Source organism: Streptococcus gingivalis (genome assembly GCF_035544715.1).
Classification (GTDB): domain Bacteria; phylum Bacillota; class Bacilli; order Lactobacillales; family Streptococcaceae; genus Streptococcus; species Streptococcus gingivalis.
In genome coordinates, this window is sequence record NZ_JAYKTO010000001.1 from 699,964 (window position 1) to 715,380 (window position 15,417).

The 15,417-nt window shown below is 42.4% G+C and carries 11 protein-coding genes, 1 tRNA gene and 1 other RNA gene; 1 reads left to right on the top strand and 12 read right to left on the bottom strand.

Features of this window, described 5'->3' with window-relative positions:
* Window positions 1–17 precede the first annotated feature (17 nt).
* The 3 genes from SM122_RS03470 to pcrA all read right to left on the bottom strand — a co-directional run bounded on the left by SM122_RS03470 (window position 18) and on the right by pcrA (window position 4,749).
* Window positions 18–818 carry an alpha/beta fold hydrolase gene (locus tag SM122_RS03470; RefSeq protein ID WP_155168975.1) on the bottom strand — a complete coding sequence of 267 codons (801 nt, stop codon included), beginning with the start codon at window positions 816–818 and terminating at the stop codon, window positions 18–20.
* A 3-nt stretch (window positions 819–821) separates the two neighbouring features.
* Window positions 822–2,096 carry a DUF2130 domain-containing protein gene (locus tag SM122_RS03475; protein WP_155168973.1) on the bottom strand — a complete coding sequence of 425 codons (1,275 nt, stop codon included), beginning with the start codon at window positions 2,094–2,096 and terminating at the stop codon, window positions 822–824.
* A gap of 367 nt (window positions 2,097–2,463) precedes the next feature.
* Entirely contained in the window at window positions 2,464–4,749 is a 2,286-nt protein-coding gene (pcrA, locus tag SM122_RS03480; protein ID WP_155168970.1) for a DNA helicase PcrA, read from the bottom strand.
* A gap of 198 nt (window positions 4,750–4,947) precedes the next feature.
* Between pcrA and SM122_RS03485 the strand changes: the two genes are divergently transcribed.
* Window positions 4,948–6,141 (top strand): cation diffusion facilitator family transporter, encoded by a 1,194-nt coding sequence (locus SM122_RS03485; RefSeq protein WP_031576616.1) that lies wholly within the window; start codon window positions 4,948–4,950, stop codon window positions 6,139–6,141.
* Between the two features lie 87 nt (window positions 6,142–6,228).
* Here the strand turns inward: SM122_RS03485 and lepB are convergent, their stop codons facing one another.
* The 9 genes from lepB to SM122_RS03530 all read right to left on the bottom strand — a co-directional run bounded on the left by lepB (window position 6,229) and on the right by SM122_RS03530 (window position 15,385).
* A complete protein-coding gene (gene lepB / locus SM122_RS03490) occupies window positions 6,229–6,789 on the bottom strand; it encodes a signal peptidase I (protein ID WP_003006560.1) in 561 nt (186 codons plus the stop codon).
* A gap of 165 nt (window positions 6,790–6,954) precedes the next feature.
* Window positions 6,955–8,460 (bottom strand): pyruvate kinase, encoded by a 1,506-nt coding sequence (gene pyk / locus SM122_RS03495; RefSeq protein ID WP_031576612.1) that lies wholly within the window; start codon window positions 8,458–8,460, stop codon window positions 6,955–6,957.
* A gap of 69 nt (window positions 8,461–8,529) precedes the next feature.
* Entirely contained in the window at window positions 8,530–9,543 is a 1,014-nt protein-coding gene (gene pfkA / locus SM122_RS03500) for a 6-phosphofructokinase (RefSeq protein WP_070673889.1), read from the bottom strand.
* A gap of 84 nt (window positions 9,544–9,627) precedes the next feature.
* Window positions 9,628–12,729, bottom strand: coding sequence for a DNA polymerase III subunit alpha (locus SM122_RS03505; protein WP_324737899.1), 3,102 nt, complete (start codon window positions 12,727–12,729; stop codon window positions 9,628–9,630).
* A 95-nt stretch (window positions 12,730–12,824) separates the two neighbouring features.
* Window positions 12,825–12,912 (bottom strand) — tRNA-Ser (locus tag SM122_RS03510).
* Window positions 12,913–12,920: 8 nt separating this feature from the next.
* Window positions 12,921–13,269, bottom strand: a transfer-messenger RNA (tmRNA) gene (gene ssrA, locus SM122_RS03515).
* A 103-nt stretch (window positions 13,270–13,372) separates the two neighbouring features.
* Window positions 13,373–14,167 carry a hypothetical protein gene (locus tag SM122_RS03520; RefSeq protein ID WP_049506670.1) on the bottom strand — a complete coding sequence of 265 codons (795 nt, stop codon included), beginning with the start codon at window positions 14,165–14,167 and terminating at the stop codon, window positions 13,373–13,375.
* Window positions 14,168–14,176: 9 nt separating this feature from the next.
* Entirely contained in the window at window positions 14,177–14,884 is a 708-nt protein-coding gene (locus SM122_RS03525; protein ID WP_118228334.1) for an ABC transporter ATP-binding protein, read from the bottom strand.
* 171 nt (window positions 14,885–15,055) lie between these two features.
* Window positions 15,056–15,385 (bottom strand): metal-sulfur cluster assembly factor, encoded by a 330-nt coding sequence (locus SM122_RS03530; RefSeq protein ID WP_004220168.1) that lies wholly within the window; start codon window positions 15,383–15,385, stop codon window positions 15,056–15,058.
* Window positions 15,386–15,417 lie beyond the last annotated feature (32 nt).

The following is a 15,417-nucleotide window of genomic DNA, read 5'->3' on the forward strand; positions in this document are numbered from 1 at the left end:
AAATATTCCAGCTTTTTTTAGTTTAAGAATTTACAGACAGCCTCTTGAAATACTTTATTTTCTTCATAAAGAGCATGCCCAGAGTGCTTAAGAATGAGGAGTTGACAACCCGAAATCGCTTTTGCCAGTTCCTTGGAGTCGTTCACACCGATCACATCATCTTCAAGCGCACCAAGGATCAGGGTTGGACAATGAATTTCTTTTAAGACCTCAAGGCTATTATGTTCCAGGCAAGACTGAGACTGAATGGCTATTCTATTTTCATCTTTGATTCGCCCCAAGCGACCCATGATATTATAAAGCAACCGCCACTTTTGATAACTCTTTTGCGTGTATGAATGCTTTGCAATATCCAGCATGAGATGCTTAAAATTTCCAGATTGACTAAGTTGTTGCCAATGCTCAATTCGTTCTCTAGCAAGTTGACTAGGTTTTGCAGTGGTCACGGCTAAGATGAGCCTTTGAACCTTTTCAGGGAAATCCGCCACCAACCATTGGGCAATCATTCCACCTTGGGAAATCCCTATAACATATGCGGTATCTAGGTTTAGTGTCTCCATTGCTTCTGCTACATCTGCTGCCATATCCCGCGTCGTATAGCCCTGCCTCAACTCATTGATTCGAGAAAAAACATAGATTTTATAATGCTTAGCAAGTAGATGATAAGAGAGGGAAAAGAGCTGGGCCTTTCCTTTAACGGTCTGTAACCCATCCCCCAAGCCTGGTATAATTACTAGAGCGTCCTTTCCTTTTCCAAATGTCACATAGTCCATAGTTTTCCCATTCATGGACAAGGTAGCGTTCTTAGCTGAATACAAAGATTATTCTCCTTTCAGAGCATCAAACTTAGCTTTCATGGTTGGATTTTTCCGAGTCAATTTTTTAACGGAAACATCATCCAACTTGTTGTTAGCGAGGCGAAGTTGGTTTTCTGATGTGGTGAGGAATTTCTTGACTTCTTCCATCCGCTTGATGGCTTTGTCGATTTCATCGATAGCCTTGCCAAAGTTGACAGAAGCCGAATTGTAGTTCTTAGCAAAGGCTACTTTAAAGGCATCTAGGTCCTCTTCAAAGTGGGTAATATCAATATTTTGTTCACGGACAAGCGCCAATTCCTGCTTGTATTTAAGGGAATTAAGGGCCGCATTACGCAGGAGCCCAATGATCTGGATAAAGAACTGAGGACGGACGACATACATCTTCTCATACTCGTGGCTGACATCGACAATCCCTGTGTTAAAGTAGTCGTTATCTGCTTCAAGCATGGTCACTAAAACCGCATACTCACAGTTCTTTTCTCGACGGTCCTTGTCCAATTCCTTGTAGAAATCCGCGTTCTTATGCTTCTTCTCGGTCCCGTCAGCTTCATTTTTCATCTCGAACATAATGGAGATAATCTCTACCCCATTTTCATCGCACTCGCGGAAGATAAAGTCGCCTTTAGACCCACGCGCAGAGACCTTGTTGTCCTTTTCAAAATAGGCATTTGGAAAAGCAAAACTGCGAACCTTGTTGAATTCACTTTCCGCATACTGTTCCAGACTTTCCCCGATGGCCTTGGTCGACTGTTGGGCCTTGAAGTTCTTATAGAACTCTACTTGCTCATTTGCTGCCTTAAGTTGGGCTTCATAGTTTTGCTTAACAGAAGCTAGGGACAGTTCGTTTTCCTTCTCTTGAAGGAGCAATTGGTTTTGTACCTGATCACGCTCCTTCTCCAAATTAGAAAGGGTCTTTTGCAGCTGGTTCTCATGCTCCAAGCGCAAGGTGGCCAACTGATTTTCCAGCGCTTGCACTTCTTTTTCTTTCTCTAGCAGACTTTGGCTAGCCGTTTGCTCCACCTCTCTTTTGGCCAATTCTTTTTCAGTATCAAACTGTTGAATCTGATTTTGTAACTGGGCAATTTCTTGATCTTTCTTAGCTAACTTCTCTTGTTGCTCATTAAGGGCCTTTTGCTCAGCTAAAGCCAACTCTTGCCGAATCCGCCCATGAATTTCCTTGTCAAACTCAGCTGTCCGTACCTGTGACAAGAGTTCGCTGTATTGACTTTCGTTGACTGTAAAAACTTCCCCACAGTTGGGACACTTGATTTCGTTCATAGCATGCCTCTTTCTCTATTCTTAGTATATTATATCATGCCACCAGTAAAATCAAAACCAGCAAGCTAAGCTTGCTGGTTTCGACTGAATATTCATTTCTCTATAGAGACTTTCCTTAGGTGAGGACGGACGGTAGCGACTCCCTTTGGGATTCCATACCTTAGATTTGAGCCTTACGTCTCAAATCTACCGAGCACCAGAAACTAAAGCGTTTCTGATGCTTTCCTCACGGCGAAAAGTCTCAATCTATTTTGCACTAGTTCCAAAATATTTTTTCAATAGTCTCATTCAGTAATATCTTTAGATTTCTGAATAGAGGTTACTTGTTTATAATCTGAAACAGTGGACTTCGCTTCCTGATCTCCACTTATTTCTTCTCAATTGGCGCGACACTGGCTAAGAGTTTTTTGAGACCCACTTCTGGGAAGTTGATCTTGAGTTCTTGGGTACTGCCACTACCAGATACTTCAAGCACGGTTCCTTCGCCCCACTTCTTGTGAATGGCAATGTCGCCAATGGACCATGCGACGCTTTCTTTGGCGCTAGAACGGTTGCTATTGCCAAAGGGGAGGTTTGATGAAGTCAAAGCACTTGGGGCTGCTTGTCTCTTGCGCTCTTGAAGGGCTTGTGACAAGCTCATGCCTTTTCCAAAGGTAGTTCCGCCACCATTACTATAAGAAGCCTTAAAGCTAGTGTTGACTGGACGGGCTAAGCCCTGATAGGCCAATAAATCCGAGCTAATTTCATTGATGAAACGCGTCGGACGATTGTAGCTGGTCCGTCCAAAGAGCAAACGTGAATTGGCATTGGTCAAGAAGAGAACCTTCTCTGCCCGCGTGATCCCTACATAAGCCAAGCGACGCTCTTCTTCCAACTCATCTGGATCCTCAGCCGCACGACTAAGAGGAAAGACATTTTCTTCCATCCCAATCAAGAAGACGACTGGAAACTCCAATCCCTTAGCCGCGTGAAGGGTCATCAAGGTGACTTCTGAAGTTTCTTGGGCCCCATCATCTGTATCGGCAATCAAAGCCAAATCGTTCAAGAAACGACTCAAGGTTTCCACACCTGATTCGTCTTCGACGGTCTCTCCATTTTCATCAAAATTCTTGGTAACAGATAGGAACTCTTGGATATTCTCGATGCGGGCCTGACTTTCCAAATTTCCCTGATTGGTTAGGGCTGTCATATAACCTGTCTTGTCAAGGACTTCTTCGACCAATTCTGTAATGGTCAGCTGGTCCAATCTTTCTCTCAAATCAAAAATGAGATTGGCAAAGTCCCAGATGGCTTGGGCAGTCTTTCCTTTGATGCCAGAGAGCATGATATTGGCTGAAGCATCCAGGAGTGAGGACTCTTGCATTTGAGCAAAATCACGAATCTTATCCACTGTACCTGGCCCGATTCCCCGCTTGGGTTCATTGATAATGCGCTCAAAACTGATATTGTCACTGAGGTTGGCAATCAAGTTCAGATAAGCAATGACATCCCGAATTTCCTTCCGGCTGTAGAACTTGGTGCCCCCTACCATGGTGTAGGGAATGTTAGACTTGAGTAGCGCTTCTTCAATGGTCCGTGACTGCGCATTGGTCCGGTAGAGAACGGCAAAATCACGGTGTTTGTAGCCAGCTTCGCGACTAAGCTCTTCAATGGTTTTAGCAACAAAGACTGCTTCATCCTGCTCATCATTAGCCCGATAATAAACAATCTCTTCCCCGTCTTCATTTTGTGTCCAGAGATTTTTCGGACGGCGGTGGCGATTGTTTTTGATGACATCATTGGCTGCTTGCAGGATAGTTTTAGTGGAACGATAATTTTCCTCCAACAAAACGACCTTGGCATCAGGATAATCCTTTTCAAAGTCCAGGATATTCTGCATATCCGCTCCCCGCCAACCATAAATAGACTGGTCCGCATCCCCAACGACACAGATATTTTTAAAGCGTGAAGCCAAGAGTTTGACCAGCTGGTATTGGGCATGGTTGGTATCTTGGTACTCATCTACGTGGATGTATTGGAACTTCTGCTGGTAATAGGTCAAAACATCAGGATGCTGATCAAAGAGACGCAGGGTCAGCATGATCAAATCATCAAAGTCCACTGCTTCTGACTGACGTAGTTCCTTTTGGTAAGCCTCATAACACTTAGCGACGATCTGGGTATACATATCTCCAGCCTGGGCAGCATAGGCCACTTCATCGATCAGGTCATTTTTGGCATTGGAAATGGTCCCCAAAATGGTCCGTTCATTCCATTTCTTAGGATCCAAGTTCAAGGACTTTAAGATCCGCTTCATCAAGGTCCGTTGCTCACCTGGATCGACAATAGTGAAGTTACGATTGTAGCCAATGTGATCCGCATCTCGGCGAAGGATGCGCACACACATAGAGTGGAAGGTGGCAATCAAGCAATCTTGGGTGGCTGGATTTAGCTGATAAGCCCTCTCCTTCATCTCTCGAGCGGCTTTATTGGTAAAGGTAATGGCCAAAATATTCCAAGGATTGACCATTTTTTCATCGATCAAGTAAGCGATGCGGTGGGTCAAGACACGTGTCTTACCAGAACCAGCCCCCGCCATGATCAAGAGGGGACCTTCTGTCGTTTGGACCGCCTCTGCTTGGCGATCATTCATACCATTCAATAAAGGATTCATCTCATACTCCTCATTCATTCAATCGTTCTATTATACCACATTTTCGCCCTTTCTCCTTTTGGAAACAGTTGGCATCATTTGAATTTTGCACTCAAAAAGGCTATAATAAAGGCTTAAGAAGAACGAATATTTCCTCATCAACAACGATCCAAGTTTTTCGCTTAGGAGGAAATCTACAGAAGTCTGGAGGAGTTATCAGTGAATCAATCACAAAGTAATTTAAAACTAGCCGAACGTGGAGCCCTGATCAGTATTGTCGCCTACCTGATTCTTTCCGCAGCTAAATTAGCAACAGGACATCTCCTTCACTCCTCCAGTTTGGTCGCGGATGGTTTTAATAACTTATCCGATATTATCAGTAACGTCGCCCTTCTCATCGGCATTCGCATGGCCCGCCAGCCAGCTGACCGCGACCACCGATTTGGTCATTGGAAGATTGAAGATCTAGCTAGCCTGGTAACTTCCATCATCATGTTTTATGTGGGCTTCGATGTCCTACGAGATACCGTTCAGAAAATCCTCAGTAGGGAAACCACTGTCATTGATCCTTTAGGGGCCATTGTCGGAGTTGGATCAGCCCTTGTCATGTTTGCGGTCTATCTTTATAACCGGACTTTAGCTAAGAAAGCTCAATCCAAGGCCCTCAAGGCAGCTGCCAAAGACAACCTGTCTGACGTGGTCACTTCTTTAGGAACCTCTGTTGCGATTGGAGCTAGTGCTCTTAACTATCCGATTGTGGACCAATTAGTGGCCATCGTTATTACCTTCTTTATCCTAAAAACTGCCTACGACATTTTCATTGAATCCTCCTTCAGCCTCTCCGATGGTTTTGATGAAAGTCTCCTGGATAAATACAAGGCGGCTATTCTGGAATTGCCAAAGGTCAGCCGGGTCAAATCCCAACGGGGACGGACTTACGGAAGCAACATTTACCTAGATGTCGTCATCGAAATGAATCCAGACCTCTCTGTTTATGAGAGCCATGCTATTACCGAAGAGGTCGAGCGCCTTCTCAAGGAACAGTTTGGCGTCTTTGATATCGATGTCCATGTGGAGCCAAGTTCTATCCCTGAAGATGAGATTCTGGACAATGTCCTTCTCAAATTAAAGACCTATGAGGAACGCTTGCAGGCTCAGCAGGAATACCAAACCCTCCTAGCAGACAACTTCACCCTCATCAATGAGTATGGCCAAGAAAGCCACAAAGAGGACCTGGTCCGTTTGCAGGAAGAACATCAAATTCCCTTTAAGAATTTCGAAATTGAATCTATCAGTCAAAAGACCAAATTGATTCGCTATGAGTTAAATGACCAGATCCATACCAGTCTCTGGCGGCGTCATGAACACTGGCAAAAGGTCTTTCACCAAATTACCAGTAAACAGAAAAAATAGAACCCTCTACCTCAATCTAACCAGAATAAAAAGCTACTGCAATTCTTTTTTGCAGTAGTTTTTTTGTAAGAAAAAATAGCCTTTCGGCTATTCTTCAACTTTTATAAATCCAAATTTATTGAGGGGGTAGAGGCGGAGATTGACAACTCCTTCGATCTGATTTTTATGGATATACCCAAATTCCCGACTATCTTCTGTATCCCCACGGTTATCATTTAAAACCAAGTAAGTATCCGATGGTACGCGGCCAGCCTTGGTTCCCTTTAACTCTGATAAGAAGAAATCATCCGTATAATACCCATTACTCGTTGGAGCCGCCAAGTGTTTATTCAGCATTTTATTTAGGTAAGGTTCTGGTGTTGCCTGTCCATTCAAATAGAGGACGTCATCTACGTAGCTGACTTCGTCGTTTTCTTTGGCAATGACACGTCCAAGGTATTCTTTTCCACCGACCTTGTATAAGACCAAATCACTGCGATCTACCTGAGCATTTCTAGTCGCTACCACAAGATCTCCAGTTTTCACAGAAGCATTGGCCATCTTATCATTGATACTAAATGGATGAAATACAAAGATTCGAAGCAAAATCAGTGCCAAAACCAGTACACCAACAATGATGACATTTCTAATTAAATCTCTCCTTGGCATGTATGTCTCCCTTCCTTTTTATTTATTATACCATGTTTTTGATCTTTAAAAAAGAGAAAGTAAGCATTAGTGAGAATTCTTATCAACACAAACCAGAAGAAAAAGAAAAACCTCGCGGCCGATCCTTTCGGACCAACCAGCAAGGCTTTCAGATATAATTGTCTATTAACGTACTGTACGGATACGCATTGTGTTTGTACGAACTGCTTCACCAAGTGGTACACCTGCAACGATAACGATATCATCACCAGATTGTACAAGACCAGCTTCAACTGCTTTGCGTTCAGCAATTTCAAACATGTCATCAGTTGATGATGGAGCTTCTGTCAACATTGGGATAACACCCCAGTTCAACATCAATCCACGTTCTGTCAATTCGTCAAATGTCAATGCCAAGATATCAGCATTTGGACGGTATTTAGAAATCAAACGTGCTGTGTGACCAGTCTTAGTAAGAGTTACAACCAATTTGATGTCCATTGAGTTTGTAGCATCTTTAACAGCTGAAGCCATAACTTCTGTCTTAGAGTTACGTTCAAATGAATCTGAGTTCAAACGTCCGTATTCTTTAAGAAGAGTTTGAGCGTTCTTGTCAATTGTAGCCATTGTTGTAACTGACTCAAGTGGGTATTTACCGTTTGCAGATTCACCTGAAAGCATTGTAGCATCAGTACCATCGATAACAGCGTTGAAGACGTCAGATACTTCTGAACGAGTTGCACGTGGTTTTTCAGTCATTGTTTCAAGCATATTTGTTGCAGTGATAACAACTTTACCAGCAGCATTCACTTTAGTGATAATCATTTTTTGGTAAACTGGAACCATTTCGAATGGTACTTCGATACCCATGTCACCACGAGCAATCATGATACCGTCTGCAGCTTCAATGATTTCATCTAAATTATCGATACCTTGTTGGTTTTCGATCTTCGCAAACAATTGAACGTGACCGTTACCAGTTTCTTCACAAATTGCACGAACTTCATTTACGTCTTTTGCAGTACGTACGAATGAGATCGCGATGAAGTTGATACCTTGTTCCAAACCGAAGCGGATATCGTCGTTATCGCGTTCAGCAAGTGCTGGGAAAGGAATCTTAGTATTAGGGATGTTCACACCTTTTTGTTTAGCAATGATACCGTCGTTTTCAACTTCAACAACAAATTCACGTTTTGCAGCATCTTTTTCTACAACGCGAAGACCCAATTTACCATCATCAACCAATACTTGGTGTCCAACTTCAACGTCATCGAAGATGTCAAGTCCACCAGCAACGTTCAATGCGATAACGTCACGAGTTGATTTGATGCCTTGTTTTGTAGCAACGCGAATACGTTCACCAGTTTTGTATGAGTACTCTTTAGCTTCGCCTTCGAACAATTCAGTACGGATTTCTGGACCTTTAGTATCAAGAAGGAAACCAACTTTTTTACCAGCGATTTCTTCTGCACGTTTAACAGTCGCCATACGTTCACCTTGTTCTTGGTGGTCACCGTGTGAGAAGTTGAAACGGAAAGTGTTAGCGCCAGCTTCGATCAATTTAGCAATGTTTTGTGCTGAAGCTTCAACGTCCAGTTTTTCAGCCCAGTATCCATCTTCACCAAATTTTTTACCACCACGGATTTCTACCGCAGGACCCAAAGTTGCAACGATTTTTACACGTTTGTTCATGATATATATGACTCCTTTTTAAATATATCTGTCTTTTTAAGACAAGGTTAACGAATTTATGAAATAAAATTAGATTGAAGACAAGCTACGGTTCAACTCGGCAAGACCAAGATCAGCTTTATGTGGATTGTTTACCACAATCTTACCATCTTCTGTCAAGCTAAAGAGGGCTCCTTCTTCTGCTTTACCAAGGATTGGGTTTTCAACCATTTTTTCATTACGGATACCAACTGCTACACCACCGATTCCTTGTTTCAACAATTTAACAGCGTGTGCTCCCATACGTGAAGCAAGAACACGGTCACGCGCAGTTGGTGAACCACCACGTTGGATATGCCCAAGCTCAGTCACACGAAGGTCACTTGTATCTCCAGCATCTTTCAAAGCTTGACCAAATTCATCTGCAGACATCACGCCTTCAGCCAAGATAATGATGTTGTGGGTACGACCTTTTGCGTAACCTTCTTTGATGCTCTCAACAACTTCTTCGATCTTGAATCCTTCTTCAGGGATGATGATTTCATCTGCACCAGATGCAATCCCTGCCCAAAGAGCGATATCTCCAGCATTACGTCCCATAACTTCAATTACGAAAGTACGGTGGTGACTAGATGAAGTATCACGGATCTTATCGATCGCGTCCATTGCAGTTGTGACTGCCGTATCAAAACCAATTGTAAAGTCAGTTCCGACGATATCGTTGTCGATCGTACCAGGAAGACCAACAGCTGGGAATCCAAGCTCAGTCAAGCGCATCGCACCATGGTAAGAACCATCTCCGCCAATAACGACAACACCTTCGATCCCGTGTTTCTTCAATTGCTCGATCCCTTTTAATTGACCTTCGCGTTGTGCGAATTCAGGGTAACGAGCTGAATGAAGGAAGGTACCACCACGGGAAATAATATCTCCAACAGATGAGGCGTCAAGGGGCTGAATTTTACCAGCAACCATTCCCGCATATCCATCATAGATACCGAAAACTTCCATTCCTTCTGAAATTGCTTGACGAACAACTGCACGGATGGCAGCGTTCATTCCAGGGGCATCTCCACCACTAGTTAAAACAGCAATACGTTTCATTTCGTTGTTTGCTCCTTTTTTTCTTTTACATTCTACGTAATTATAACACAAAGAAGACTAAAATTCTCGTATTTTTCGCAGTTTTTACCGATAAATCGTTTTCATAACGAGATTCTTTAGTTCATCTTCCAATTCTTTGTTTTTCTGGACTGTATAGCCCCTCAATTGAAGAGTTTTTTTCTCGTCTTCATAGCGTAATATCACAGGATATGGGCCCGGATATTTTTTCAAGATAGAAAGAATCGTTTTATCCTGACGATGATCGAGCAACTGGATCCAGAACTTTTCATTGGTTGCCAGTTGTGCCTCTGCTAGAATCATCTGCAAGCGCCCATCACGCTCTTGTATCTTCCCTGTCAAGTAATAAAAGCCACCTTCTTTTATCAAGGAGGAAAATCGATTGTAGGTTTCAGGGAAAAGGGTCACATCCAATTTTTTCTTGGTATCACTGACTTGTAAGAAAGCCATGAGATCACCCGACTTGGTTCGAATGGTCCGGATGGCTTGCACCTCTATGAGAATTCGCGCCTGCTCTCCTTGTATGAGTTGAGAAATTGGTTGGATCTCATAGGGACTCGTTTGCCCAATCGCAACCAATGGGTGGGTACTGAGACCGACGCCAATAATGGCCTCTTCCTTCTCATATTTTTCAGCCTGGCTAAAGTCTTCCGCTTCTGTCCAGGAATAGTTAGAATCTGCAAATAAACTACCTAACTCATCTGCAAAGACAAATAAATTCGGCAAATTGTGAAGCACCTTGCGTCTATTTTTTTCAAAGATGTCAAACAGTCCAAGCTCCACTAAAGGTGTTAACAAAGGCAATTTATGATACTGATTGGGGAGTCGTAAAATAAAATCTTCGACACTTTCAAAGGGACGATTATCAATAATCCAATACGCTAAATCTCTTGGGAGTCCCTTGATATTTTTCATTCCCAAGTAGATTTTTCGATCCTGGAACTTATCTCTGTAAGGGATGGTATTGATGGATAATGGTGCGACTTTAAAATCAAACTGGAGAGCATCTGTCAGATAATCGCTGCTCGAATAATTGAGCATGACATCAAAGAAAACATCTGGATAATGGACCTTGAAATAGGCCATCTGAAAGGCCAAGGCAGAATAGGCATAGGCATGGGAACGGTTAAACCCATAGCCTGCGAATTTTTCCATGATCGCAAAGACCTCTTTGGCTTTTTCTTCCGTATGCCCAAGTTTAAGAGCACCTGAGACAAAATCGTCTTCCATCTGATGCATTTCAGCTGCATTTTTTTTGCCCATAGCCCGACGTAAAATATCGGCTTTCCCTAGACTAAAGCCTGCAAAACGCTGGGCAACCTGCATCACCTGCTCTTGGTAGAGCATGATCCCATAAGTGGGCCTTAAGATTTCTTCAATAGCTGGATCTAAAATCTCAACTTTTTCTTGACCGTGCTTTCTTTTGACGAAATTATCAATGTAATCACTAGCTCCTGGACGATTGAGAGAGGTGGTCGCTACCACTTCTTCGAAATGATTGGGTCTCACTCGTCTCAAGAGGCGAATGGCTCCAGCCTGTTCAAATTGGAAAATCCCCTTGGTATCCCCAGCAGTAAACAAGGCCAAGGTTTCTGGATCTTCTAAATCAATGGCTTCAATCACGATCTCTTCTTGGTACTTTTCATAGACCGCTTCCTTCATTTTCTGAACGAAGGTTAAATTTCGCAGACCCAAAAAGTCCATCTTTAACAGACCATTGGCTTCAACCGCATGGGCATCATACTGGGTGACAAACATATCTTCTCCGTACTTGAGAGGAATGTGATCCGTCAAATCCTGGTCACTCATCACAACCCCAGCCGCGTGGATCGATGTCTGTCTTGGTTGGCCTTCAATTCTTTTAGCAATTTCAAAGCCACGCTCAAATTCTGCTCGGCTATGAATCACTTGTCGAAAAGCTAGATTCTGTTCATACGCGGTTGTCAGTGTATCCCTAAACCCAATCCGCTTGGTAATGGAGGTCAATTCATACTCTGGTACCCCAAAACGTTTGAAGACATCTCGAATGGCTTGTTTGGCCCCAAAGGTTGAAAAGGTCACGATCTGAGCCGCATGGTAACTCCCATAACGGTCTCTCACATAACGGATAAATTCTGGACGATAGATATCAGGAATATCAATATCAATATCCGGCATGGTATAGCGCTCCACATTTAAAAAGCGCTCAAACAGAAGGTTCTTCTCCACTGGATCAATCCCTGTAATCTCCAGGGTATAAGCTACCAGTGAGCCTACAGCAGACCCACGCCCCATTCCCATATAATATCCCTGACTTCGTCCGAAACGAAGAAGATCCCAGACAATCAAGAAATAATCATCAAAGCCCATTTGGTGAATTATGTCTAATTCATGCTCCAAACGTTCTTGATAGACCGGACTAGTCAAGTTCTTTCGAAGAAGACCGGCTTGGGCTAATTCTCTCAATTCCTCAACAGCTGGTTTCTGAGGATTGAAGCGAGGCAATTTCAACTGAGTATCAATGTCGTATTGAATCCCTTGGACAAGTTTTTCAAGATTTGTGATGGCTTGAGGAAATCGCTCAGCAAAATCATTCTGTAACTCCTGAGGAGTTTTTAGGACAGTTCTAGGATCAATTTGTCCTGTTTCTGTCAAGCTTTGATTGTCCTTGATGGCCGCGAGCATCTGCATGGCTTCCATATCTTCCGCCTCAAAAAAACGCACAGTATGAAGAGGAAGCACAGGGTGGCTAAACTCTTGGTCCGGCGTATCGGCAAAAACTCCGATGAAGTAATCTAGACCAAGCGGTATGTCTTCACTAGCAAAAGGCGCTGGGACAATGACCGCTACTCCTTCTGTAAGGTGCTTTACATCCTCCCAATTGCTCTTCCCCATCATTTTGACGGTCGACATCTTCATCAGATTCTGGTAGCCTTTCGTTGACAGGGCGATCATCCGAAACGGAATTGTTTCATTGTCTACTTTTAGTCCAATTTCTAAACCGACCAAGGGGCTGAGGTTGTGGGCCTGACAGGCTTCGATAAATTCATAAGCACCATACAAATTATCTACATCCATGATTCCCAATGCGCCATACCCCATGCTTTTAGCCACTTGGACATAGTCTTTTATGGTCACAAGACTTTCCATAAAGGTATAGACTGATTTGGTATCTAGCTGTGTAATCACTTTTTCTCCTTTCTGCATTGTCTATTTTGGTGCCTCCTTTGGTCACTCCTTTTTGTACAAAAAAACACCACTGCTACACAATGATGTCTCAACAACGGAAGACATGGGATTCGAACCCACGCACGCTATTACACGCCTACCGCGTTTCCAACACGGCCTCTTAAGCCTCTTGAGTAATCTTCCAAAACTATATATGGAGCCGGTGGGAGTCGAACCCACGTCCAAACACCTGCCAGCATATTTGTCTACAACCATAGGTTATGTCTTCTTTTAACAGCTACATGACACATAACTCAAGTCCTGTACCTGCGAGTCTATCAATCTCTTATCTAACTTCTAGACAAAGTTAGATCGTATCTCGCTAAAATTAAGACCTGTCATCAAACACGAGCGATTCGAATCGGGTCACGCCTGCTGGTGTTTAGGCAGCTAAAGCGTAAGAATTATTATTTTTTGCAGTTATATTTAACTGGCGTTTTACATCCGCTAGATGAGTTGCAAAATATACCTCATAATGCCTGTCGAATCCGTAACGACCCCAAAACGAATACAATTAGTATATCAAAATGTAGCTAAAAATGCAAAAGAAAAAAATTGAACAAGAAGGCTTCCACCGGGAAGCTCCTTGTTCAATTAACTGTTCTTATTGAAGATTCAACTTGTACTTGCTGATATAGTGAATCGTGAAGTACATAGAAACAATCTTGATGACTTCATAGATAAGACCTGGGATGAAGTTAGGTCCAAATTCATCAATATTTCCATAAACCAATGCAGACCCAACAGCATATGAATCTTTTAATGGATTGACTGCTGTACCGATGATACTTAAAACAAGGCACAAGAGAAAGAAAAACAGAATAGCCTTCAATCCACGACGATTTTGGAAGAGTTGGCCAAGTGCGATCGATACATAAAATAGGAAGATCCCTGAAGCTGTGGTAAAAATCCACCAAACGATAATCCAATAAGCAATTGAATGACTAAAAGCCTCAGCGATAATACTAAATACAGGAGAGAGGTCTTGTCCAATGACAGCGCCCATCACAAGTATTGTGATAAAACCACTCAAAAATAGAAGGAATAGGCAGTAAAGACTCGCTACTAAAGCTCCCACAAATTTAGATAAAATGATCGCATGCGGGCTAGCTGGAAGGGTCCAGGTCAAGTAACCTTCGCGTCCGTATAAGTTGGAATAGAAACGACGGATAATAATATAGTAGTTACTAAGATAAAGACCAATGACTCCTCCAAAAATGAGAATCCCAAGAGTCCCCGTTATGATTTGCATACTATTGGTTTCCATATTCACAAAACCGTTTGTAGCACTTCCACCAATAACACCTGTAATCACTGACAAACCTAGTGCGATCAGGGTGATCAATAAATACCACTTAGCTGTCGATTTAAATTCATATTTTAATAATTTACCAAACATGGGTTCCTCCTAATAAACACGGAATTGATCACGGAAGATCTCATCGATTGATTTTCCGTGTTGATTGCGCATAACAGTCGTATTTTCATGCAAGAGGATTCTTCCTTGGTTGATGAAAATGGCCTCATCCAAAACTTGCTCAATATCCGCAATCAAGTGAGTAGAAATCAAGACAGAAGAGTTTGGACGTCTGTTTTGAATAATGGTCCGCAAAATATAATCACGCGCTGCTGGGTCAACCCCACCGATTGGTTCATCAAGAACATACAAGTCAGCTTCACGACTCATCACCAAAATCAATTGTACTTTTTCCTTATTCCCTTTTGAAAGGCTGTTCAATTTTTGATTTGGATGCAAATGCAAATCGTTGAGCAATTGGTAAGCTCGTTGGACATTAAAATCTGAATAAAAATCTTGGAAATAGCTAATAGCATCACTAATTTTTATATTTTCACTCAAATAAGTCGTATCCGGCAAATAGGAAACAACTTTTTTAGAAGCTGGGGATGGTAATTGACCATGAATATAGATATTTCCAAGGCTTGGTTGCAACAAACCATTAATCAATTTAATGATGGTTGTTTTCCCGCTACCATTAGGCCCCAAAAGGCCAATAATACGGCCAGGTTGGATGTTCAAACTAACATCCATGAGAGCAACTTCATGCCCATAATTCTTTGTCACATGGTCCAAGTAGACCAAAGGATACTGATTCATGTAAATCTCCTTTATTTTCTATTTATGCTATTATACCTTGTCCCCTTGATGATTGCAACTTTATCTGAAAATTTGCTAAGAATTTGTAAATGTTTGTTCAAAAAAACAAGGATAAACAAATCAGAGGTTAGGGAACCCCCAACCTCTGATTTGTTTTGATGCATAGAATGGTTAACTAATTCCAAGTGCGATCCGTGCATAACGGCTCATCTTTTCAACCGTCCAAGCAGGATACCAGACCAACTTCACATCCACCGATGTCACTTCTTCTACTTCTGCTAAAACATCATGAATCTGATCTGTCAGAAGGTCCGCTAATGGACACCCCATGGTCGTTAAGGTCATATCAATGATGGTTGCTCCAGTTTCACCGTCAAAATGGATCTCGTAGACAAGACCTAAATTGACAATGTCAATCCCAAGCTCAGGATCGATTACCTCTTCCAAAGCATTTAAGATTTTATTTTTAATTTCTTCAATTTGCTCAGTTGTATATGCCATATGACTTCCTTTTTCTGCTATTTACTCTCGAT